Source organism: Agromyces ramosus, assembly GCF_030817175.1.
In the GTDB taxonomy this organism is placed as follows: domain Bacteria; phylum Actinomycetota; class Actinomycetes; order Actinomycetales; family Microbacteriaceae; genus Agromyces; species Agromyces ramosus_A.
In genome coordinates this window covers 1,658,710-1,680,805 of the sequence record NZ_JAUSYY010000001.1, presented here as the reverse complement: position 1 = coordinate 1,680,805, position 22,096 = coordinate 1,658,710, and the positions used below count along the sequence as shown (strand labels likewise).

The window sequence follows — 22,096 nt, the reverse complement described above, 5'->3', positions numbered from 1 at the left end:
ATGAAACGCATCGCCTCGGTGATCGGTCTCCCGGCCGACAACGCAGCCGAGTACCTGCGGCTGCACGCGGAGGTCTGGCCGGGCGTGCTCGCACGGCTGACGGCGTCGAACATCACGAACTACTCGATCTTCCGGCATGGAGAGCTGCTCTTCGCGTACATGGAGTACGTCGGAGACGACTTCGAAGCCGACATGGCCGCGATGGCGGCGGACCCGACCACCCGTGAATGGTGGGCGCTCTGCGAACCGCTCCAGCGCCCGTTGGAAGATCGTCGTGACGGCGAGTGGTGGAAAGAGTTGCCCGAAGTCTTCCACCTCGACTAGCGATGCCGGAGACCAAGGAGTTGAGGATGACCGGGCTGCACGTCCCCCTGCGGATGATCGACACCCACCAGCACCTTTGGATGCTGTCGGAGCGACGCTACGACTGGATCCAGCCTGAGCACGGCGTGCTCCACGCCGATTTCGGGCCCGGCGCCGTGGCCGCCGACATCGTGGCGGCCGGAATCACCGGGACCCTACTCGTACAGGCCGCCGACACCTACGAGGACACGTTCTACATGCTGAGCATCGCGTCGTGCGTGCCCGGCATCGACGGAGTGGTCGGCTGGGTCCCGCTCGATCGACCGGATGAGGCTCGGGCGGCGCTCGAACTGTATTCGACGACCCCGATCATCCGCGGTGTCCGCGCGCTCACCCATACGTATGACGACCCCGAGTGGATCCTGCGCGCCGACGTCACCACCTCGCTCGACCTCGTCAGCGCGCACGGGTACACACTCGACTACGTGAGCGTGCTGCCCGAGCACCTCGAGCTCCTGCCGGAGCTCGCGGCGAGGCATCCGTCGCTCACGATCGTCATCGACCACCTGGCGGGGCCCGACATCGCGAATGGCGGCTGGGAACCGTGGGCGAGCCTGATCGCGGGCTGCGCCGTGCGACCGAACCTCTTCGTGAAACTCTCGGGCCTCAGCACGGCGCCGGCGTGTGGAGCGCACAGCGCGAGGTCACCTCGCACCTCGCACCGGAGCAGCAGGACGACATCCTCTTCGCGACCGCGGTTCGCACCTATGCGCTTCGTCACTAGCACGCAAGACCACCTCAATTCCGAAAGGCGCCCGCCATGGATTCGACACCGTCGTTGACCATCGACGAGATCCTCGTGCTGCAACACAGTCACTTGGACGTCGGGTACACCCACTCCCAGCCGATCGTGTGGGAACTCCAGAAGGAGTTCATCACGCAAGCGCTCGACTGGCTGGAGCGCACGGGTGATCTGCCCGACGACAGCCGGCCGAAGTGGACGTGCGAGGCGACCGAGCCGGTCTACCGCTGGCTCAAGGAGGCGACGCCGGCCGATGCCCGGCGCTTCCGGCGCCTCTTCGCAGCCGGACGCATCGGCATCGGCGCCCTGCGCTGGCATGCGGGTGGCCTCGCCGATCGTGCGGGGCTCCGGCGACTGCTCGACGGCAAGGACGAGCTCGAGCAGTTCCTCGGCGGACCGGTGCAGGTGGCCTGCCAGCACGACGTCAACGGAGTGTCGTGGCCGATGTCCGACCTCCTGCTCGAGGCCGGAGTCGACCTGCTCGTCATGGGGGTCAACCCCTACCTCGGTCGTCCGCTCGACTCGCGTCCGGGCATGTTCCTGTGGGAGACGCCCTCGGGCCAGCAGCTTCGGGTGTTCAACGGCCACCACTACACGATGTTCGACCAGAACTTCTATTCCTGGGAGGACTCGGTCGACCGCATGGCGGAAGGCTGGGCTGAACTCTCGTCGCACCTCACACGGCGCGGGTACGGCCTCGACTTCGTCTACCTCACGAGCACCGCCTCGCCGGTGATGTGGGACAACGCACCACCGAACCCCTACCTGCCCAACCTGATCCAGCGGTGGAACGAGGCAGGAGTCGGGCCGCGCATCCGGTACGCGACGTTCGACGACCTTCGCGAGCGCGCGCTCGCCGTGCCCTCCGGGAAGCTGCCGGTCGTGCGGGGCGACTGGACCGAGTACTGGAGCCATGGCTACGCCAGCACCCCCATCGCCACCGCCGTCAACCAGCGGGCGAAGCCGATGCTCGCCGCCGCCGAACGGCTCACCGCGGGCGCCGAGCACCCCGTGTTGCAGCGCGCGCGCGACAGCATCGACCTGTACGACGAGCACACGTGGGGTCACTGGGACACCAGCCCGTCGCACCCTCAAGCCCAGACCGGTGAGATCCTGAAGGCCGCCATGGCGCACGAAGGGCACGAGTTCGCCTCGTTCGCCCTGATGGACGGGCTGGAACGGCTCGCGGGCAACCCGGTCGCCGATCGGGGCGTCAAGGGTGTCCTGCTCGCGAACCCGGGCCCCGACACCGTCACGATTCGCCCGCAGCTTCCCGCTGCATGGTTCCCCGAACCGGGTGAGCCGTTGGAGCGCACCTACCGCCCGAGTCGCATGTTCTTCAACCGCCGCCCATGGGGACACGAGTATCCGGGGCATGATGCGAAGTGCTTCGGGCCGATCCGGCTCGAGCCGTACTCCTGGCGCAGCATCTCCCTCGACGACCTTCCGCCAGCCGACGACGGCGGGCGCACCGTCACGCACGAGGTCCTGAGCCGAGCGGGCACCCGCTGGGAGGCGAATGGCGTCGCCAGTACCGGAGATCTCCGTCGCACCGGCAGGATCGAATCGCCGTGGCACGTGCTGGAGTACGATCCGGCCACCGGGCGCATCCTGTCGTTGATCGACCGGTTCCAGCAGCGTGAGCTGCTCGATCTCGCGAGCGGGTTCGACCTGTTCTCCTTCGTTCGCGAGCGGCCGGACTCCCTCGTCGACGGCACCCGCTTCGCGTACTACGACCGCGACATGATGCGCGAGAAGTTCGACGAGTCGTGCTGGAAGCCCTGGGCGGTGATTCGTGAGCGCGCAACGCGGGTAACGGCCTGCGCCGTGACGGAATCGGCCGAGGGCATCACCTTCGAACGTCGACTCGACGCCCCCGGACTGCTCAGCCTCGTGCAGCGGTTCACGTTCCACGCCGATGAGCCGGTCATCGGCGTGCAGATCGAGATGGAGCTCGCGCCCGAAGAGTCGCCGCAGGGCTTCTACTTCGCGCTCCCGCTGGCCATGAAGGCCGGCTGGCGAGCCGCCTTCGACACCGCAGGACAGCTCGTCGAGCTCGACGCCGACCAGATCCCCGGCGCCTGCCGGAACTGGGCGACCACCGAATCGCTCGCCGCGATGTGGGACGACGACGGAATGGTCGCGCTGTTGACCCCGGATGCGCCGATGGTGCAGTTCGGCGACTTCCACTTCGGGCCCCCGCTCGATTCGATCCCTCGGCCCGAGAATCCCCTGATGCTCGCCTGGCCGGTCAACAACTACTGGGACACGAACTACGCGAAACTGCAGCCGGGCAGGATCTCGCTCGCCTACGGCCTGGTGACGGCGCCGACGGCGGATCTCGAAGCCGTCCAGCGTCAGGCGCGTGCGCTCCGCCAGCCGCCTCTCGTCTGGCCGATCACGACGGGTGGGCGGCCCGACGGCTCAGGTGCCCTTCCGGCGCCCGCCGCCGACGTGCCCGCATGATCGAGCTCCGCAACGAGGCCATCGTCGCGGTCGTCAATCCGCACCAAGGCGTCATCGCGCACATCGGACGCCACGACGGGGCGAATGTGCTCGGCCGGCGAACCTGGCCCGTGCAGGGTTCGACGCCCACCGACGTCGACGCCACCGACGACCGGATCACGCTCCTGCGCGACTACCCTGGCGGCTGGCATGTCCTCTTCCCGAACGTCGGCCGAGCGAGTCGCGTGCACGACACCCGTCTGCCGTTCCACGGCGACCTCATGCGGTCGGAATGGGAGATCACGCGACAGGGTGACGACGAGGTCACCATGTCGTGCACCTCGGTGATCGGGGTCCGGATGACCCGCTCCGCACGGCTCGACGGGAACACCGTGCTCGTGACCAGCACCATCGAGAACCTGGAAGCACGTGAGACTCCCGTCTGCTGGGGCGAGCATCTCATCCTCGACGCGGTCCCCGGCGCGGTGATCCAGCTTCCGCGCGGCCGGTCGTTCCGCACCGCCGTCGACTTCGATCCGGAGCTCGGCGACCTCGCGCCAGGCTCGGTCGGAACGTGGCCCACGGTGACCGGAGCCGGCGACGTCGACCTCGAGACGATTCCCCAGGAGTCACGCGAGCGATTCATGACCGTGCACACCGGCACGGAGAGCTGGGCGGGTCTCACGGAGAACGAGCCGGGGTTCAGCGTCGGTGTCAGCTGGAACGGCGCGGTGCATCCGTTCGCCTGGTTGTGGATGGAGATCGGAGGCGCGGAGTTTCCGTGGTTCGGCGCCTCGCGCCTCCTGGGCATCGAGCCGTGCTCCTCGTCGGTGGACGACGGGGTCGTCGGTGCCGAACAGCGCAACGAGGAGATCCTGCTCGGTGCCCAGGAGCGGCGCACGAGCTGGGTCCGCCTGGCCATCGTCCCGACGGTGCCCGACCAGCAGATCGTCGGAGTGGATGCGGAGGGCGCGGTCACCTGGAGCGGGTGACCCAGCCGCGGTTCCCGCTCTCGGGCCATGCCCATCACCGAAGGCGCGGTGGCACCGCGGGCGCAGTCGATGGCGCACAGAAAGGTGATGGACGGCGCAGCTGACCGAGCAGTACGGTGAGCGAACTGCTCTTCCAATGATCGAAGGAGTCATCGTGGCTGGTCCGCGTCCCGGAGGGGTCACCCTCGTCGCCGTCATCGCCTGGATCAACGGGTTGCTCGCCCTGATCGCCGGCATCCTCCTGCTCACCGCGGGACCCGCTGACGCAGCGGTCACTACCGCGGCCTGGGTCCAGATCGTGATCGGCGTGATCACGATCCTCGTCGGCATCGGGTTGCTGCGCGGCAACAACTTCGCGCGCATCCTCGCGACGATCGTGTTCGTCCTGAACCTCGGGTGGGCCATCTACGTGGCGATCGCCATCCCCGGGCAGATCTGGTCGGCGATCATCACCGGCCTGCTCGCCCTCATCGGCCTGGTGCTGCTCTACTCGGCGCGCGCGAACGAGTTCTTCCGCGGCTGACGCACCGTGCACCACACACCCCGGCTCCCGCTACCGCGGGGGCCGGGGTGTTCGCGTCTGCTCGGGCGGCCGTGAGCGCCGCACGAGCGTCACGTGCCGTAGATCTCCAGTTCCGCGACTCGAGCCGCGAGCTCCGTCGACTGTGCCGGCTTGGTGATGACCAGTCGCACATACCGTGCCGTCACCGCAGAGAAGGTGCGATCGGTGATGCCGGAGATGTTGGACACGACGGCATCCGGTGTGTCCCACTGCTCACCATCGACGCTGACTTGGAGACTGAAGTCTCTCGTGTTCAAGGTGCCCGTCTCGCCCAGCCATCCGGCGTGCTTGACCACCCAGCGGCTGATCTCGTAGGTCGTTCCCAGGTCGACCTCGAGTTGATGCGTCGCGGCGATTCGTTCCGATATCCACTTGTCGCTGACGAGCGACTCGTACCCGTCGACGGCTCGTTCTCCAGACTGGCCGTTGTTGTAGGAGGTGCTCGCCGTTGCAGGTTTGCCGAGGGCGACATTCGTCAATCGGGGCGCGGTGCCGTACACCTCGAGCTCACCGATGCGAGCGGCAAGCTCTGAGGTTTGGGCGGGCGTGGTGATGTACAAGCGCACATGGCGGGCCATCACGGGGGCGAAGCTTCGATCGGTGATGGCCGCGACGTTGTTCGTCACCGTATCGACGTCCTGCCAGACCCCTCCAACGTCTTTGACCTGGAGCCGGAAGTTCTTCGTGTTGAAGGTGCTGGTCTCTCCCATCGTGCTGGCATGCTTCACCACCCATCGGTTGATCGGATAGGTGCCCCCGAGGTCCACTGACAACCAGTGGTCGCCCGCCGTGCGCGTCGATGCCCACTTGTCGGTGTTCGCGTTCGCCGATGCTCCATCGACGGCCTTCGCCGCCACCGTGCCGGTGCTGAAATCGCTGTCGGATGCCGCCATCTTGCCCCTCGCCAGATTGGTGGGGGTTGCCGGCGCGCTCGCCACCTGCCCGTACAGCTCGATCTCCTGGATGCGAGCGATCGTATCCAGCGCGGTATCGTTCGGATTCGCCGGTGTGTCCACCGTCTGATTCGCTGTCGATACGTCGATTCTGAAGTAGCGCGCCGTGGTGGCGGCGACCGGCCGGTTCGTGACCGAGCTCACGTTGTCGGTGACGCTGTCGACAGCAGACCAGGTTGAGCCGTCCGCGCTCCATTGGAGCGTGAAGTCGCGGGTGTTCAGCCACGGCGCCTCTCCGCCGTCGGCAGCGTGCTTCACGACCCAACGCGACACTGTGGCGTCCGTGCCGAAGTCGAACTGGAGCCATCTCCCCGAGAGGGTGGAGCTCTTCCAGCCGAGGTTGACGCCAAGGCGCCCATCCACGGCCTTGTCAGACTCATACCCGGCACCCGCGACACTGCCCGCGGTCACGGTTGCCCGCTCGGTGATGTCGACCGCGGTGATCGCCGCCGACGGCGCGATGCGATACGTGTGACCCGTCTCGGTGTCGAAGGTGAGCTTCTGCCCGACGACCGTCGTGTCGACCGGCAGACCGGTGGTCTGGTCGATGACCGCGGCACTTCCCGCCAACCACGGGCTCACCACTGAGGCGGTCTTGCCCTTCTCGCTCGTGACGTCGATGTACGAGACGTTGCCGTTCGCGTACGCCGAACTCACCAGGAATGCGCCGTAGGCACGCAGGCGATGGAATTCGGCCGAACGATCTGTCGGCCACTGCGGGAAGACGGTGATGTCGCCGTCGTGGCTCTGCATCAACATGTCGTTGACCGCCGAGATGGGCGCGATCGTCTCCAGTCCGCCGGCGACGGAGAGGTCGATGGTCTGGTTCGCGCGGAGGCCCACGACGCGTGACGCGAACCGGCTCAGCACGTTATCGGCGCCGTACCCCACGCGAGTGGCCGATGAGAAGATCTCGGCGAAGCCGTTCGCGTGGCTCCAGCTGTTCTGCAGGTAGATGGTGTCCATCTGCGTGGCGCGTCGTTCCGGCGGTGACGAGTTGCCGATGACCGTCGACGGCCACGACGCCCACACGCTGATCGGGTTTCCGCCGACCGGGAGGCCGGTGTGCGAGACATTCCAGTCGGAGCAGGGGAGGAACACGCTGCGGGTCGATTGATTGCCCTGGCCGAAATCGCTCAGGCTGTCGGCGATCTCCTGCCAGGTCGCACGCAGGTTCGAGTCGAGTCCTGCATCCTCGCTCATCTCGATCACCGTCGGGAAGAGGGTCTTCAAGATGCTCAGGTCGATGATCGAGTTCGTCTTCGGATAGGCCGTGTTCGGCGCCGACTCGTAGCAGGCCGAGTCGGTGACGTCGTACGTGCCGGCGGCATTCTTCGCGCCAAGTGACTTCACCCAGAACTGGGCGACTTCTTTCACGTAGGGGTAGCCGACCGTCGACAGCCACTCCTCATCATGCGTGCTCCGGTAATAGTCGAGAAACGGAACCGCGGCCAACGCGGCGTTCGACCGCTGGCCGTGGTACGTGGAGTACTCGGTGATTCCCCCGGGCGCGATGCCGACCGGGAAGTACACACCGTGACCCGCTTCACCGAACAACGTCTCGGCTTGAGTTCGACCCGACGGCACGTAGTCGGTGATGGCCGTGAAGTACGGGTTCATGAACTCGTGGCGATTGCTGCTCGCAAGCCCGTAGTTCGGTGCCTCGAAGTTGTAGTTGAGGTGATAGTCGCTGCCCCACGCCGGGTTGTCGGTGGTGATCCACGGCCCCCAGAGACCAGATGCGGTGGCGCCTTCACGGGTGCTCGCCCCCAGGAGGTAGGTGCTGCCGTACCAGTACTGCTGCACCATCGGCTCATCGATGCTGATCCACGACTTGAGCCAGAAGTCCCTCCACCAGTCCAGGTGATCGCCGCGCGTCGCGTCGACGGATGCCGTGGTGAACGAGGTGGCGTCAGCCTTCGCGGCCGCGACCGTTGCGACATCCGTTGTCGATCCGGTTTCGTCGCGCGCACCGGTGACTGCCGTGGCGACGGTGACCGGAGTGCCCTCGGTGAGCGTGAAGCTCGCCGTCGCGTCATCCACCGAATCCGAGGTGTTCGTCGTGCTCGCACCGATGACCTTCGTCGCCAGCGCGGCCCTCGAGACCCAGCGGCTCCCGACCCCGGCCCACGTTGACCGCCCTGCCCACGTGAGCGCCGCGTCGGCACCGGCAGACGTCGGCATCTTGGCGCTCCCGGACTTCGCCCAGGTCTTCACCGAGACCGCGGCGGAGCCGATACCTGTGAGCTCGAGGCGCACGATGACGCTGTCGGTCACCGCAGAGACCCACGACTTCATCGTCAAGGTTGCGGCGCCCTGAACGAAGGTCGAGGTCACGATGCCCGTCGCCAGGTCGAGTTCCTGCCGGTAGGTGGCCCCGGCGAAGGCCGCCGTGTCGACGGTCACTCCGCCGACCGTGACGTGGCGCGGGAGGTCGCCAGTGGCGTAGGTGCCGTCAGTCCAGAAATCCGACTTCGTGATGTAGGACGTCTGGGACGCGGGGGTGCCGCCCACCGCGACGGCGGTGTCGCCGTTGCCCAGCAGCATCCCATCCGAGATGCGGTCGGTCACCACGCTCGTCGGCGGAGTGGTGCGCACGGGCGTATGGCGGCTCAACACCTCCTGGACCGCCGGCCACTCGGCGAGATACGGCGCCAACGGATCCGCCGTGGAGGCCGGAACCGGAGTGGCGATGAAGAACCCGCCGACGAGTGCCGCCATTGCGCACAGAGCGAGGACTGGCTTTGCAGCACGTCGCCTGGAGGAACCGATCACGATCTACCTCACGTCTGCCGACTCCATCGACGGCGAGGTGATTCTATAGCCTATATCTCATAGGAGTCTAGGTATGTTGCCGCGCTGAACGGCGTCACGCGGGCCGCAGGCGGAGCGCCTCCATCCCACCGTCGACCGCGATACTCGTTCCGGTCGTGGACCCCGAAAAGGGGCTCGCCAGGTACGCGATGGCCCCCGCGACCTCGTCCATGGAGACCAGCCGTCCGTGCGGCTGCCTCGCGTTGAGCGCCGCTCGCTCCGCCTCGGGGTCGGCCGCCTTCTCGAGCAGGCGGGCGACCCACGGAGTGTCGGCCGTCCCGGGATTCACGCAATTGACACGGATGCCCTCGCGAAGGTGGTCGGCCGCCATCGCACGGGTCAGTGCGAGCACCGCTCCCTTCGAGGCGCTGTAGAGCGCCCGGTCGGCGATGCCTGCCGTTGCGGCGACGGAGGCGGTGTTCACGATCGCCGCGGAGTCCGACTGGCGAAGGTAGGGGAGCGCTGCCCGCGACATCCGGGCAAGACCGGTGACGTTGACATTCAGCACTCGCGCCCATTCGTCGTCGTCGTTGGTCTCGACGGTGCCCTGCGCCCCGATCGCCGCGTTGTTGATGAGGATGTCGATCCTGCCGAAGCGGGCGACGACCGCGTCGACCGCCGCGCGAACCGAGGTGCTGTCCCCGATGTCGGTCCGCACCGCGAACGTCCCCTCGTCGACGTGCTCGACAGTGAGGTCGAGCACGGCGACCTGTGCTCCTTGGGAGGCGAGCGTCGTGGCGACCGCTGCACCGATGCCGGATGCCCCACCGGTCACGATCGCGACCAGGCCGTCGAAGCCGCTCATCGCGCGCGTCCGTAGGTCGACTGCTCGAGGCCGCGAATGTAGCCGAGTGCGAACAAACGGCCGAGCGTCTCGTATCCTGGCCGGTCGTTCGTCTCGCCGTACATCGTCGGAACGTGATCGGGGCGCATCGGGCCGCTGAATCCGATCTCCTGGTAGGCGCGCATGCAGGCCGCCATGTCATTCTGGCCGTCGTCCTGGAAGGTCTCGACGTAGTCGTCGACCGTGCCCCGAACATCCCGGAAGTGCACGAACGCGATCGCGGAACCGAACTCGCGGATCAGCGTCGGCAGGTCGTCGCCCATGAGGGCGAAGTTGCCCTGGCAGAAGGTGATCCCGTTGCTCGGCGACGAGTTGAGACTCAGCAGGCGTCGATACGCGTCGGGCGAGACCATGATGTGCGGCAGGTTCCGCACGAGCGCGAGTGGCGGGTCATCCGGATGCAACCCCATGCGCACGCCCGCGGCTTCGGCGGCGGGCAGGACCGCGTCGAGGAAGTACGCCAGGGAATCCCACAACTGCTCCTCGGTGACCTCCCCGGGTGCGACGAGCGGCGGCAACGCGGCGGCGGCGGCACGGTTGAAGCCCGTGACCAGCGCCCCGCCGCGGCTCGGGACGGCCACGTCGGTTCGCGCCCAGCTTGACAGCGCCATCCAGTTGTAGCAGAGCACCTCGATGCCGAGGTTCCCCATGGCGGTCAGCTGCGTGATGACGTTCTCGATCTCCTCGTCGCGGCCGGGCAGGCCGAGCCGCACCTTGTCCATCGGGGCGGTGTCCTCGATCGCGATGACCTTCAGGCCGTTCCGCGCGAAGAGGTCCATGTCGCGCTTGATCGCGGCCTCACCCCAGGGGACGTCGTCCTTTCCGGCTCGCGCGATCACTCCTTTTCCCACCGAGGCGAACATGCGCTGCTCCTGCTCCGCACCGTTCAGCATGGCCACGACGTTCGTGACGCCGCATTGCTTGATCAGCTCCCACATCGGTTCGGGCCGTGGCGATGACATCTCAGCGAGTTGAATCATGGGTGGAGCCTTTCGTGTGGTCGTGACCGGACTGCGTGGTGGGGATCGGTGCGGCGGCGCGTGCGAGCAGGCCGCCGTCGACCCGGATGTCGTCCCCGGTGATGAAGCTCGCGCGGGGACTGGAGATGAACGAGATGGCGGCGCCGACCTCCTCGGGCTGGGCGACGCGGCCGAGCGCGTGAGCGGTGCCCCAGCCGCGAAGCACGGTCTCGATTCCCTCCGCCGACCCGTCGCTGAACCCGGCCGCCGAGGCGCGGAGCATCGGCGTGTCGACCGACCCGGGGCTGACGGTGTTGACGCGAACCCCGTACTGCGCCTCGTCGATCGCCATCGCCCTGGCCATCGAGACCAAGGCGCCCTTGCTCGCGGCGTACGCGACCACCTGTCTCTGCGTCGCGGTGGCCTGGACGGATGCCACGATCACCACGCTGCCCGCAGGGCTCCGCCGCAGGTGGGGCATGGCGAAGTGGCAGGCCAGGAAGACGCCGGTGACGTTCACGGCGAAGACCTCGTCCCACAGTTGCCTGTTCGTGGTCACGACGTCGCCGTACCGCTGGATCCCTGCGGAGGTCACCAGGGTGTCGAGCCGGCCGAACTCATCGATCGTCGCGGCGACCGCCGTTTCCGCGACGGTGGGATCCTCGATGTTGCCGACTACGGCGATGGCCCGTCCGCCGGCAGCGATGATCTCGTCGACCACTTCGTCGGCGTACCCATCGTTCAGCCCGTGCACGGCGACGGCGGAACCCTGCCGCGCCAACTCGAGCGCTGCGCCCCGGCCGATTCCCCGGGAACCACCAGTGACCAGCGCGACTCTCCCTGCATGCTCGCTCATGATGCGAACGCCCTCACTGGTACGCCCTGGGTGTCGGTGCTCAGGGCGAAGACGGAACCCGCATGGGGCTGGGCGACGAGTTCCGCCTCGGACAAGCCGGCGCGCGCCGAGGTGATGTAGAGCGTCCCGTCGCTGCCGAACGCGCAGCTCGAGGGCTGGGCGACCGGCATGGGCACAACGGCAACCAGCTCGCCGGTCGGGCTGTAGCGACGGACCTCGTGCCCAGCCCAGATCGCGACCCAGATGCACCCATCGACGTCGACGGCCAGGCCGTCGGGGTAACCCCCCTCGATCCTGGCCATGGGCGTGAAGTCCCCGATGTCGCCGTCGTCGGCTCGGAACGGCGCCGAGAGGAGGGTGTTCGCATAGCTGTCGATCAGGTACATGGTGGTATCGGCGGCATCCCACCCGAGGCCGTTCGGGAGGATGAAGCCGGTGGCCATGACGCTCGACCGCCCACCGTCCCAGCGGTGGAGCGATCCCTCGCCGGGAAGGAATTCCGTGTGCGTGCTGCCGGCCCAGAGCCGACCCCGCGAATCCACTTTCGCGTCGTTCATGCGCCGGAAGGGCTCCGGGAGCACCGGGTCCGAGTAGGTGAGCACACCATCCGCAGAGACGAACCCGAAGCCGTCACCGACCGCGACGGCGAAGCCGGGGTCCGAGGCTCGCGGGGCGACCCCACCGACCAGGGTGTCGAGCTTCGTCCCCTGCTGCTCGCCCGAGGCGAGGTCGTTCTCGAAGATCATCCCGCCGGTGATGTCGACCCAGACCAGCCGGCCCGTGCGGGCATCGAACACCGGCCCCTCGCCGACCGCGGCGTCACCCTCGATCACCACGTCCGGTGATTCGAGCACTGTGACCTCACTCATCGCACTGCTCCTTCGTCAGTCTCTGCCGCCTGCGCGCACGACCTGGCGTTGTGCGCCCAGTTCGGCGATGCGCATCTCCACGGTGTCCCCGACCTGGAGGTACGGGAAGCGTCCCGACACGGCCACGCCCTGCGGGGTGCCCGTGTTGATGAGGTCGCCGGGTTCGAGCACCGTGACCTGACTGAGTCGCCATACGAGCGATGCGACGCCGAACGCCATGTCCGCGGTCGCGGAGTCCTGCCGGATCTCGCCGTTCACCCAGGTCTGCATCGAAAGCTGCTGTGGGTCGGCCAGCTCGTCGGGCGTGACCAGCACCGGCCCCAGTGGATTGAACGACTCGCAACTCTTGCCCTTCGACCACTGGCCACCGCTCACCTCGAGCTGCAGCGCCCGCTCGGAGAGGTCGTTCGAGATGCAGTAGCCGGCGATGTGGTCGAGCGCCTCCTCCGGGGAGCCAAGGTAGCGAGCCTCTTTCCCGATCACGACGCCGAGCTCGACCTCCCAGTCGGTCTTGACCGATCCGGGCGGAAGGAGGATGTCGTCATTCGGCCCGACGACCGTGTTGGGCGCCTTGTAGAACATGACGAAGTCCTGAGGAAGCGGAGCGCCGGTTTCCGCCGCGTGTGCTGCATAGTTCAAGCCGATGCAGATCACCGCGCCGGGGCGGGCGATGGGCGCGCCGATCCGCTGTCCGGCGATATCGATCTCTGGCAGCTCCTCCCGCAGAAGAGCCGTCCGAACCCGTTGAGGGCCGCCGCTCGACCAGAATCGGGCATCGATGTCAGCAGTCACCCGGCTGAGGTCGAAGTACCGCTCCCCATCGAGCGCGACGGGTCGTTCGGCGCCCACCGGGCCGATACGCATGAGTTTCATCTGGCGTTCTCTCCTTTGTTGCGTGTTTCCGTCAGGCGGTTCGCGAGAGCACGGTTCGCGTCGGTCGGCCGTCGGGCCATGGACCGGCGAACGCCGTGTCTTCGGTCGCCTCGAGCTCGAGGAGCCGATTCCACTTGGCTACGCGCTCCGAACGGTGCGTCGAGCCGACCTTGATCTGCCCGGCACCCCACCCGACGGCGAGGTCGACGAGCCATGCATCCTCGGTTTCGCCGGAGCGGGCGGAGACGACGGTCCGGTATCCGTTGTCGTGCGCGAGCCTCAGGACTTCTCGTGCGCCCATGAGGGTGCCGTTCTGGTTGACCTTCACGAGGACCGAGTTTGCTGCACCCGTTTCGATGCCGCGCTTGAGCCGGTCGACGTCCGTGACGAAGAGGTCGTCGCCGACAAGATCGACGGATGCCCCGAGCGCCTCGGTCGCTCGGATCCAGCCGTCCCAGTCGTCCTCGGCCACGACGTCCTCGACCGAGACGACGGGAAAGTCGGAGCACCACGCCCGCACCTCGTCGACGAGTTCGGCGGAGCCCAGACGTCGTCCTTCCGTGGCGAGGTCGTACGCCCCGTCGCGGTAGAACTCCGTCGCGGCGACATCCAGCGCGATATGCACGTCTTCGCCTGGGGTGAACCCCGCGTGGACGATGCCGTCGACGAGGAGTTCCAGCGCCTCGCGGTTCGAGTCGAGCGCCAGCCCGAGGCCGCCCTCATCGGCGACGAGCACGGCCTCGCGGAATGCGCAGTGCCGGGCGAGGTCGGCGGTGGCTTCACGGACCGCGGCGGCCCACTCGATCGCTTCGGCGAAGCTGCTGGATGCGGTCGGGATCACCAGGAGGTCTTGGATGTCGATGAGCCCGCCCGCGTGCGCGCCCCCGGAGAGGATGTTCACCATCGGCATGGGGATCGGCAGCGGCCCGTCACCCCGGATGTGGCGTGCCAGCGAGGTTCCGGCGGCGGCGGCGGCCGCCCTCGCCGAGGCGACCGAGACGGCCAGGATGGCGTTCGCGCCGAGTTTCGCGAACCCCGGGCTGGTGTCGGCGGCACGCAAGGCGAGGTCGACGGCGTCGCGGTCGGCGACGTCGAGGCCGACGACGGCATCGGCGAGCGCCACCCTCACGTTGTTCACGGCGGTCCGCACACCACGACCGCCGTACCGCCCGCCGCCGTCGCGCAGTTCCAGGGCCTCATGCGAGCCGGTGGATGCCCCGGAGGGAACGCAGGCGTTCGCGCTCACGCCCCCGCTCAAGACGACCCGGACCGCGACGGTGGGGCGACCGCGGGAGTCGAGTGCTTCCCAGGAGATCAACTCGGCGATGGTGGTTGCTGTGGTCATGGAGTTCTCTCCCGGAGGTGTGCCCAGAGTTCGTGGATCGGACGGTCGGGGGTGCTCAACATCTCGATCGCGAACTCGCTGACGAGCGCGCGCTCTGACGGGGTCAGGTAGCCGGCGGGCGAGGTCCCGTCGACACGCGCGAGCAGCAGGCAAGCGGTCTGCCAGCCCAGCCGCGATGACGCCAGTTCGGTGAGGGCTGGGCCGGCCGCCGCGGCATACGACGCCTGGAATTCGGTGGCAACCTGGCCGAGCGCCGCTGATCTGGCGACGTTGTGGATCGCCTTCAGGATCAGGTGGCAGTGCAGGAAGGCCAGGTCGAACACCGCGGCGCCATAGCGCGCGACCTCGAAGTCGAGGACCCACCCTCGTTCGGGATCGATGGGATCGACGAGGACGTTCTTGGGTGAGAAGTCCCCGTGCACCAGGCACTCGCGTCGCTCGACCAGGTCGCGCACGCACTGCTCGATGGGGTCGTCGAGATCGGGATGCCGAGCCAGTACGGTTCGGTGGAACGGCCCGACACGAAGCTGCTCGAAGGCCTCGTCGTCAGCGAATCGCTCGGCGGTCGCCCGGTCGTCGTGAGTCGCGCGGTGCCAGTTCGCGAGCACAGAGCCCAGCACCCAGGCGGTGGCCCTCGCCGCATCGGCGTCGAAGTCGCCGGCCAGGAGGTCGGTCTTCCAGGGGCGCCAGGTCGAAGGGGCCGCGGTCATCACGAGCGTGAATCGATCGTCGTCTGAATCGAGGAGCTCAGGAACGTGCCCGCCGGTGACCTTGTGGAAGAGGTCGAGGGCCGCCGCTTCGGTCTGGGCGCGCTCGGGCTTGGCGAACCACGGGTCCTTCACGAGGAGCTGGTCGAGCGCTTGCTTCACGACGATGCGCCGGTGAGTGCCTTCGACCAGGAAGACGCTGCCGGAGACGCCGCCGACCAGCGCGGTCACCCGGTTGCGCCCGCCCACCTCGATCCCGCGGTCGGCGACGTAGTCCACAACGGACTCGACGGTCAGCTGGGTGCGGCCGGTGGCCAGCGGGTCACTCACCGGGCATCGCACGTCGCGACGAGGGCGCGGTGCCCGATTGCGGTCATGTGGATCCTCCGTGGTCGCTTGCTGCTTTCCCTGTCGGGAGCAGGCCTGCCGCAGACACTGGGACGATGCGGCATTGCATCGATGAGGATAGTATCCTATCTCCTATAGGAAAGGGAATCATGAGACCGATTGCTGCGGCGATGGCGAACCACGCCCCGACGAACACGTCCAAGGCACTCGGGCGGGGCGGACTGCACGTGGGTCCGCTCGCCTTCGGTGTGGCAGCGCTCGGCAACCTGTATCGGGCCGTCGAGCCCGAGGTCGCCCACGATGCCGTCGACGCCGCATGGGAGTCCGGCGTGCGCTACTTCGACGTGGCTCCGCACTACGGGCTGGGCCTGGCCGAGGAGCGACTCGGCGCGGCGTTGGCCGGCCGTCCGCGAGAGGAGTTCATCATCTCGACCAAGGTCGGGCGACTTCTCGTCGAGACGGATGCGTACCCAGGAGAACGAGACGACGACGGCTTCGACGTCGAACGAACACACGTGCGAGTTCGCGACTACTCTCGCGACGGGGTCCTCCGGTCGATCGAGGCGTCGTTGCAGCGCACCGGCCTCGATCGAATCGACATCGCCCTCGTCCACGATCCCGACGACCACTCTCGTGAAGCACTCGAGGGTGCGTTTCCCGCGCTCGAAGAGCTTCGACATCAAGGGGTGATCACCTCGTACGGGGCCGGAATGAATCAGTCCAGGATGCTCGCCGACTTCATTCGCGAGACCGACTCGGACGTGGTCATGGTCGCGGGGCGCTACTCCCTGCTCGAGCATCGCGCCCTCGACGATCTGCTGCCGCTCGCGTTCGAACGCGGGGTGTCCGTCATCGCCGCTGGCGTGTTCAACTCGGGACTTCTGGCGGTCGACCGGCCGACTGGTGACGCCAACTACGACTACACCGCGGCGGCGCCTGCCGTCGTCGAGCGTGCACACCGCATCGCGGACGTGTGCGAGCAGCACGGGATCACCCTCCCGACCGCGGCTGCGCAGTTCCCGTTCGGCCATCCCGCGGTTGCGACCGTGTGCCTCGGTGCGCGGTCTCGAGCGCAGGTCGAGCGGAACGCCCGGCTCTTCGAGGCGGAGATCCCCGCGGAGTTCTGGGCCGATCTCGTTGCCGCGGAACTCCTGCCTGAAGACGTTCCGACACCTGTGGCCGTGGTGGCGTGATGATGGCACGATCGTCGATGGAATATAGTGACGGCATGGCCAAAGCGGATATCCTACAGGCTCCACGCCGCGAGATCCTCTCCGACAACGTGTACCTGCAGTTGAAGAGCTTGATCATGAATGGTCAGGTCCGGCCGGGCGAGCGCATGAACATCGAAGACCTCTCGCGCCGACTCGACGTCTCCCCGACCCCGGTCCGTGAGGCATTGGCGCGCCTCGAATCCGAAGAACTCGCGATCAAGCTTCCGCTGCGCGGCTACACGACGACGAACCTGCTCGACGCCGGCCAGATCGTGGACCTCTACGACCTGCGGCTCCTGCTCGAGGTGCCCTCCGCGGGCCGGGCCGCCGGGCGGCTGACCGACGCCCAGGCGAACCTTCTGAAGGAAGAGCTCTCGAGCGTCAGCGAGGCGCCCGAGGAGACCCAATACGAGTCCTATCGGGCCTTCGTCGATCACGATGCGCGCCTTCACCAGCTCATCCTGACGATCGCGGGCAACGAGATGGTCACGCGTGCGTTCATCCGGCTGCACGGCCATCTCCACCTCTATCGCCTCGCCTATGACGGCCGCTTCGGCGAGCACTCTCTCACCGAACACGAGCACCTGGTCGAGGCGTTGCTCAGTCGCGACCCCGTGGCGGCCGAAGACGCGATGCGCACGCACCTGACCCGAGCCCGGGACCGCGTCCTCGCCGGCTTCGAGAAGCAGGAGTAGGCGCGGCCCCGGCGGGCTCGCCGCAGTCCTCACCGGACCCGCAGGTTCTCCATCGCGTCGAAGTCCCAGTCGATTCCGAGGCCCAGCGAGCTGGGTGCGAGCGCACGCCCGTTGCGAACCATGATCTCCGACGTGGTGATCGCGCGAAGCTGCGGGATGTGTTCCAGGTACAGCGCGTTGGGGACGGCGCACGCGAGCGACAAGTGCAGCTCCATGAGGAAGTGGGGTGCGACGCGCACGTTGAACGACTCGGCGAGGTGCGCGACCTTGAGCCACGGCGTGATGCCGCCGACCCGCGCCACGTCGACCTGAATGACGGATGCCGCTCCCCGGTGGAGGTATTCCTTGAACTGGCCGATCGAGTACATGCTCTCGCCGACCGCGATGGGAATCGGAGTCGAGCGCGCGAGCTGTTCGTGACCCGAGAGGTCTTCGGCGGGGAGCGGCTCCTCGAACCAGAAGATGTCGAGCGGGTCGAAGAGTCGCGCTCGGCGGATCGCCTCCGCGCCGCTGAGGGACTGGTTGGCATCGATCATGAGGTGGAAGTCGGGCCCGACCGCGTCGCGGACGGCACGGAGCCGCTCGAGGTCGTCGTGGACATTGGGCAGCCCCACCTTCAACTTCGCGCCCGGCATCCCGCGTTCGACTGTGGCCTGCGCCTGGTGCACGAGTTCGTCGGGCGTGAGATGGAGCCACCCACCCTCGGTGTCGTAGAGCGGCACTGAGGCGGATGCTCCTCCAGCGAGCTTCCACAATGGGACGCCGGCCCGGCGTGAGCGGGAGTCCCAGACGGCCGTGTCGATCGCCGCAAGGGCGAGTGACGAGATCGCGCCCACGGTCGTGGCTCTCGTCGAATTGAATGCGGCGTACCAGACGGCGTCGGGGCGATCGGCGTCTTCGCCGATGACCGCCTCGAGCATTCCGCCTCGCAGCATGGCCAACACCGCCTGGCCACCGGTGCCGATCGTGTAGCTGTAGCCGAGACCACTCGATCCGTCGGCGGTGACGATCCGCACGAAGATCGTCTCCTGCTTGATGAATGCTTGGACGGCATCGGTGCGCACCGTCTCGACCGGAAGGTCACACAACCAGGCCTCGGCTGAGGTGATCGTCGCGGTCGAATAGGTGTTCGCGGCGGGCGTCTGTGAGCGCGCGCCGGTCGTTTGCACTGGCATTGCAGCCTTTCGGTGTTTCCCCGCGACAGTTCGTGCCAGCGGATCCGGGGTGGTCTGGTCGTCATCGGAGCGCATTGACTTGTCCGATACACTTTCGTAGATTCTATTGAATCTTCAATTTCAGGTTCACACAAGACCTGCACTGCACCACATCAAGGAGGATGTCGATGAGCAGCAATCCCAGAAATATGCGCCGGTCGCTCGTGGCCGGCGTCGTGACGACAGCGGCGCTCGTGGCGCTCGCGGGTTGTGGCGGAGCCCCGGCGTCGGATCAGAGCTCGGCCGCCACGTTCATGACCTTCGAGACTCCCGCGATCACCCCCGAGTTCTGGGACGATTCGATCGCCGCGGCCCTCGAGAGCGTTCCCGGGTTCGAGGTGGAGCGGATCGTGACCCCTGACGCCGACCGCAACGCGTATGCCAAGCAGCTTCAGGCATCAGGCCAGTTCCCAGATCTCCTCGCCTCGATCAGCCCGAAGGACTTCATCGACGCCGATCTCCTCCTTCCGTTCGAGCAGGAGTGGCTGGAGGCCAACTTCCTCGAGCCCGACGCGAACTCGATCGACGGCGTCACCTATCAGCCGCCGAGCAATTCGCAGGTGCTGCCGATGGTGTTCTACAACAAGGTGATCTTCGAGGAGCACGACGTCGACCTGCCCACCACGTGGGATGAGTTCGTCGCCGCTGTCGAGACGTTCAGCGCAGGCGCTGTGACGCCGATCGAGCTCGCCGGACTCGACCCCTGGTCGGCCAGCATGCCCGTCGTCGCCCTCGCGAGCGCCGACGTGCTCGGATCGAACCCCGAGTGGATCCAGGATCGCTACGACGAGTCCGTGAGCTTCACCGACGAGGAGTTCGTCTCCGCCATGCAGAAGCAGCGCGACCTCATCGAGGCCGGGGCGTACTCCGATTCGGCACTCAGCGTCGACTACGCCACGGCCAACACCAACTTCTTCGATGGGAAGTCGGCCATGTACATCATGGGCAGCTGGCTGGTCGGTGCGTTCCCCGCCGATCAGGCCGCCGACTTCGGCGCCTTCCCGCTCCCCACCGACGACGGATCGGTCGTCGTACCGCTGAACGTCGGCGGCACGATGTCGGTCAGCTCGAAGGCCGCGGACGCAGAGAAGTCGATGGCATTCGCAAAGGCCTGGACCCTCGCCCCCGAGAGCATGAAGACGCTCATCGAGACCGACGGTGCATTCCCGCTCTTCAAGAACATCGCGTTCGAGGACTTCGGTGCGACGGTGACACCCCTGTACGACGACGCGTACGCCTACGTCACCGAGGACACCGTCAAGGTCAGCGCCTTCGGGTGGGTCACGAATGATGATGCGCTCCCTCCGGGCGTCGCCGACAAGTTCTACTCGCTGTCGCAGTCGCTGTTCTCCAACGCCGATGTCGAAGGCCAGCTCGCGCAACTCGATGCGGACTGGGACGCCGCGGTAGCCGAGTAGTCACCGAATCACTCAACGAGAGGTCCCGCGCGGCCCATGCCCGCGGGACCTCTCGACGAAAGGACCACAGATGGCTGATCGACTAACCCTGACGCGGAGATCGCCGGCAGTCGCCCCGTTCGCGCGGAGGTCGGTCGGGCTCGCCCTCCGCGCGCGCAGACCTCTCGGCCTCGCCCCGCTCGCGTGGACGGCAATGGCCCTCTACGCGGCGTTCCTCATCTATCCGATCGTGCAGGGTCTCTTCAACAGCTTCACGAATGCGAGCCCGCTCGCGCTTTCGAGCGCCTTCGTGGGCCTCGACAACTACGTGGACTTGTTCACCGATCGCCGCCTGCTCTCGAGCCTCGGCTTCACCCTCCTCGTGACCGTGTTCGTGACCGTCGCGGCGAATGCGATCGGACTCGCCCTCGCATTACTGCTCAACCGCTCGACGACGAACTACCGGGTCATGAAGACGCTGATCTTCATCCCGCAGGTGCTCTCGGGGGTGATCGTCGCCTTCATCTGGAGGAGCATCCTCACCCAGAACGGCCTGCTCAACTCGGTGCTGCAGAACCTCGGTCTCATCGACGCGCCGGTCTCGTGGATCGGTACCCCCGGGCTCGCGGCGCTCGCCGTCTGCGTCGTCGTGAGCTGGGTGACGATCGCGTTCGCCACCGTCGTCTACACGGCCTCGCTGCAGTCGGTGCCGGCGGAGCTGTACGAGGCAGCGCGCATGGACGGGGCGGGGGTCTGGAGCAGATTCCGGAACGTCACCCTGCCGATGATCGCCCCCGGCACGACCATCAGCGTCGTGCTGTGCCTGATCACCACCTTCAAGCTCTACGACGTGATCGCCGTCCTGACCGGCGGAGGCCCGGCCGAATCGACCAAGTCGACCGCGTTCTACCTGATCACCGTGGCCTTCACCGACAACCGATTCGGCTACGGGTCCGCGATCGCGATGCTCTTGCTGGTATTGACCGCCGCGGCCGCGTTCGGCCTGACGGCGCTCCTGCGACGTCGAGAGGTGAACCTGTGAGGCGCTCGAGATCCGGCGGCCTGGTGGGCCGCGGCAGCCACCTCGTGGTGGCCTGGCTTGTGACGATCGCTTTCGTCTTCCCCATCTATGTGGCATTGTCCAGCGCGTTCAAGAGCCAAGAGCAGATCCTCGAGAATCCGCTGTCCCTTCCCGCGCCCTTCACACTGACGAACGTCATCACAGCGCTTCAGCGCCCCGATCAGCTGGTGCAGACCGGTCTGCTCAATTCGATCGTGGTGACATCGCTCACGGTCGGCCTCCTCATTCCGCTCGCCTCCGCATTGAGCTTGTACATCTCGGAACGACGGCCACGTATTCAAGCGATCCTTCTCGCGGTGTTCGCCTTCGGCCTGATGGCACCGCCGCAGGTCGTGCTCCAGCCCATCGTCGGGCTGCTGCACACGATCGGCCTCGCGAACACCTATCCCGGTCTGATCCTCTCCAACATCGGAGGCGGCTACATGTCATTCGCCGTCTTCGTCTACGTCGGGTTCCTGCGGACGATCCCGAAGGAGACGATCGAGGCGGCCCGAGTCGATGGAGCCTCCGACCTGCGGATCTGGTGGACGATCGTCCTGCCCCTCGTGCGCCCGGCGACGGCCACGGTGGCGATCTTCCTGGGACTGTGGGTATGGAACGACTTCCTCAACCCGCTGTTCATCCTCGGACCGCTGCAAGGCCAAACCATCACCACCGGCATCTACGTGTCGCTCGGTACGTACTCGACGGACTACGGCCAGCTGTTCGGAATCATGTTCCTTGCTGCGATCGTGCCCCTCGTCGGGTACCTGGTGAGCCAGCGGGAGTTCATTCACGGGCTCATGTCGGGTGCCTCGAAGTAGCCAGCCCCCGATCGACTTCG

19 protein-coding genes are annotated in these 22,096 nt (G+C 67.0%); 10 read left to right on the top strand and 9 right to left on the bottom strand.

Annotation, left to right across the window (positions count from 1 at the left end; translation table 11 throughout):
• The 5 genes from QFZ26_RS07855 (at position 1) to QFZ26_RS07835 (ending at position 5,065) form a co-directional block, all read left to right on the top strand.
• Complete coding sequence (locus QFZ26_RS07855) at positions 1 to 324, top strand: L-rhamnose mutarotase (protein ID WP_307040890.1); 324 nt, start codon at positions 1 to 3, stop codon at positions 322 to 324.
• A gap of 26 nt (positions 325 to 350) precedes the next feature.
• Positions 351 to 1,145, top strand: a complete 795-nt coding sequence (locus QFZ26_RS07850) for an amidohydrolase family protein (RefSeq protein ID WP_307040888.1) — start codon at positions 351 to 353, stop codon at positions 1,143 to 1,145.
• Positions 1,124 to 3,571, top strand: a complete 2,448-nt coding sequence (locus QFZ26_RS07845) for a glycoside hydrolase family 38 N-terminal domain-containing protein (RefSeq protein WP_307040887.1) — start codon at positions 1,124 to 1,126, stop codon at positions 3,569 to 3,571. The genes QFZ26_RS07850 and QFZ26_RS07845 overlap by 22 nt, the downstream gene beginning before the upstream one ends.
• The gene (locus tag QFZ26_RS07840) at positions 3,568 to 4,542 is read left to right on the top strand and encodes a hypothetical protein (protein WP_307040885.1); all 975 of its coding nucleotides are present in this window, start codon (positions 3,568 to 3,570) and stop codon (positions 4,540 to 4,542) included. Before QFZ26_RS07845 ends, QFZ26_RS07840 begins: the two co-directional genes overlap by 4 nt.
• 154 nt (positions 4,543 to 4,696) lie before the next feature.
• A complete protein-coding gene (locus tag QFZ26_RS07835; RefSeq protein WP_307040883.1) occupies positions 4,697 to 5,065 on the top strand; it encodes a hypothetical protein in 369 nt (122 codons plus the stop codon).
• 89 nt (positions 5,066 to 5,154) lie between these two features.
• Here QFZ26_RS07835 and QFZ26_RS07830 read toward each other — a convergent pair whose 3' ends face one another.
• The 8 genes from QFZ26_RS07830 to QFZ26_RS07795 all read right to left on the bottom strand — a co-directional run bounded on the left by QFZ26_RS07830 (position 5,155) and on the right by QFZ26_RS07795 (position 15,654).
• A complete protein-coding gene (locus QFZ26_RS07830; RefSeq protein ID WP_307040881.1) occupies positions 5,155 to 8,778 on the bottom strand; it encodes a galactose-binding domain-containing protein in 3,624 nt (1,207 codons plus the stop codon).
• A 148-nt stretch (positions 8,779 to 8,926) separates the two neighbouring features.
• A complete protein-coding gene (locus QFZ26_RS07825) occupies positions 8,927 to 9,676 on the bottom strand; it encodes an SDR family NAD(P)-dependent oxidoreductase (protein WP_307040879.1) in 750 nt (249 codons plus the stop codon).
• Positions 9,673 to 10,695 (bottom strand): mannonate dehydratase, encoded by a 1,023-nt coding sequence (locus tag QFZ26_RS07820; protein WP_307040877.1) that lies wholly within the window; start codon positions 10,693 to 10,695, stop codon positions 9,673 to 9,675. The genes QFZ26_RS07825 and QFZ26_RS07820 overlap by 4 nt, the downstream gene beginning before the upstream one ends.
• Positions 10,679 to 11,530 (bottom strand): SDR family NAD(P)-dependent oxidoreductase, encoded by an 852-nt coding sequence (locus QFZ26_RS07815; protein WP_307040875.1) that lies wholly within the window; start codon positions 11,528 to 11,530, stop codon positions 10,679 to 10,681. Before QFZ26_RS07815 ends, QFZ26_RS07820 begins: the two co-directional genes overlap by 17 nt.
• A complete protein-coding gene (locus QFZ26_RS07810) occupies positions 11,527 to 12,399 on the bottom strand; it encodes an SMP-30/gluconolactonase/LRE family protein (protein WP_307040873.1) in 873 nt (290 codons plus the stop codon). Before QFZ26_RS07810 ends, QFZ26_RS07815 begins: the two co-directional genes overlap by 4 nt.
• A 15-nt stretch (positions 12,400 to 12,414) precedes the next feature.
• Entirely contained in the window at positions 12,415 to 13,272 is an 858-nt protein-coding gene (locus QFZ26_RS07805) for a fumarylacetoacetate hydrolase family protein (protein WP_307040871.1), read from the bottom strand.
• 31 nt (positions 13,273 to 13,303) lie between these two features.
• A complete protein-coding gene (gene eno, locus QFZ26_RS07800; RefSeq protein ID WP_307040869.1) occupies positions 13,304 to 14,617 on the bottom strand; it encodes a phosphopyruvate hydratase in 1,314 nt (437 codons plus the stop codon).
• Entirely contained in the window at positions 14,614 to 15,654 is a 1,041-nt protein-coding gene (locus tag QFZ26_RS07795; protein WP_307040867.1) for a phosphotransferase family protein, read from the bottom strand. Before QFZ26_RS07795 ends, eno begins: the two co-directional genes overlap by 4 nt.
• Positions 15,655 to 15,821: 167 nt before the next feature.
• Here QFZ26_RS07795 and QFZ26_RS07790 point away from each other — a divergent pair, with 167 nt between their 5' ends.
• Entirely contained in the window at positions 15,822 to 16,865 is a 1,044-nt protein-coding gene (locus QFZ26_RS07790; RefSeq protein WP_307040865.1) for an aldo/keto reductase, read from the top strand.
• A gap of 35 nt (positions 16,866 to 16,900) precedes the next feature.
• A complete protein-coding gene (locus QFZ26_RS07785) occupies positions 16,901 to 17,581 on the top strand; it encodes a GntR family transcriptional regulator (RefSeq protein WP_307040863.1) in 681 nt (226 codons plus the stop codon).
• Positions 17,582 to 17,610: 29 nt separating this feature from the next.
• On the opposite strand, the gene QFZ26_RS07780 is transcribed toward QFZ26_RS07785, so the two are convergent.
• The gene (locus tag QFZ26_RS07780; protein WP_307040861.1) at positions 17,611 to 18,756 is read right to left on the bottom strand and encodes a mandelate racemase/muconate lactonizing enzyme family protein; all 1,146 of its coding nucleotides are present in this window, start codon (positions 18,754 to 18,756) and stop codon (positions 17,611 to 17,613) included.
• A 167-nt stretch (positions 18,757 to 18,923) separates the two neighbouring features.
• On the opposite strand from QFZ26_RS07780, the gene QFZ26_RS07775 reads away from it, so the two are divergent.
• From QFZ26_RS07775 to QFZ26_RS07765, 3 genes are all read left to right on the top strand, one after another.
• Positions 18,924 to 20,213, top strand: a complete 1,290-nt coding sequence (locus QFZ26_RS07775; protein ID WP_307040859.1) for an ABC transporter substrate-binding protein — start codon at positions 18,924 to 18,926, stop codon at positions 20,211 to 20,213.
• Positions 20,214 to 20,283: 70 nt separating this feature from the next.
• Entirely contained in the window at positions 20,284 to 21,234 is a 951-nt protein-coding gene (locus QFZ26_RS07770) for a carbohydrate ABC transporter permease (RefSeq protein ID WP_307040857.1), read from the top strand.
• Entirely contained in the window at positions 21,231 to 22,076 is an 846-nt protein-coding gene (locus QFZ26_RS07765) for a carbohydrate ABC transporter permease (RefSeq protein WP_307040855.1), read from the top strand. The genes QFZ26_RS07770 and QFZ26_RS07765 overlap by 4 nt, the downstream gene beginning before the upstream one ends.
• Positions 22,077 to 22,096 lie beyond the last annotated feature (20 nt).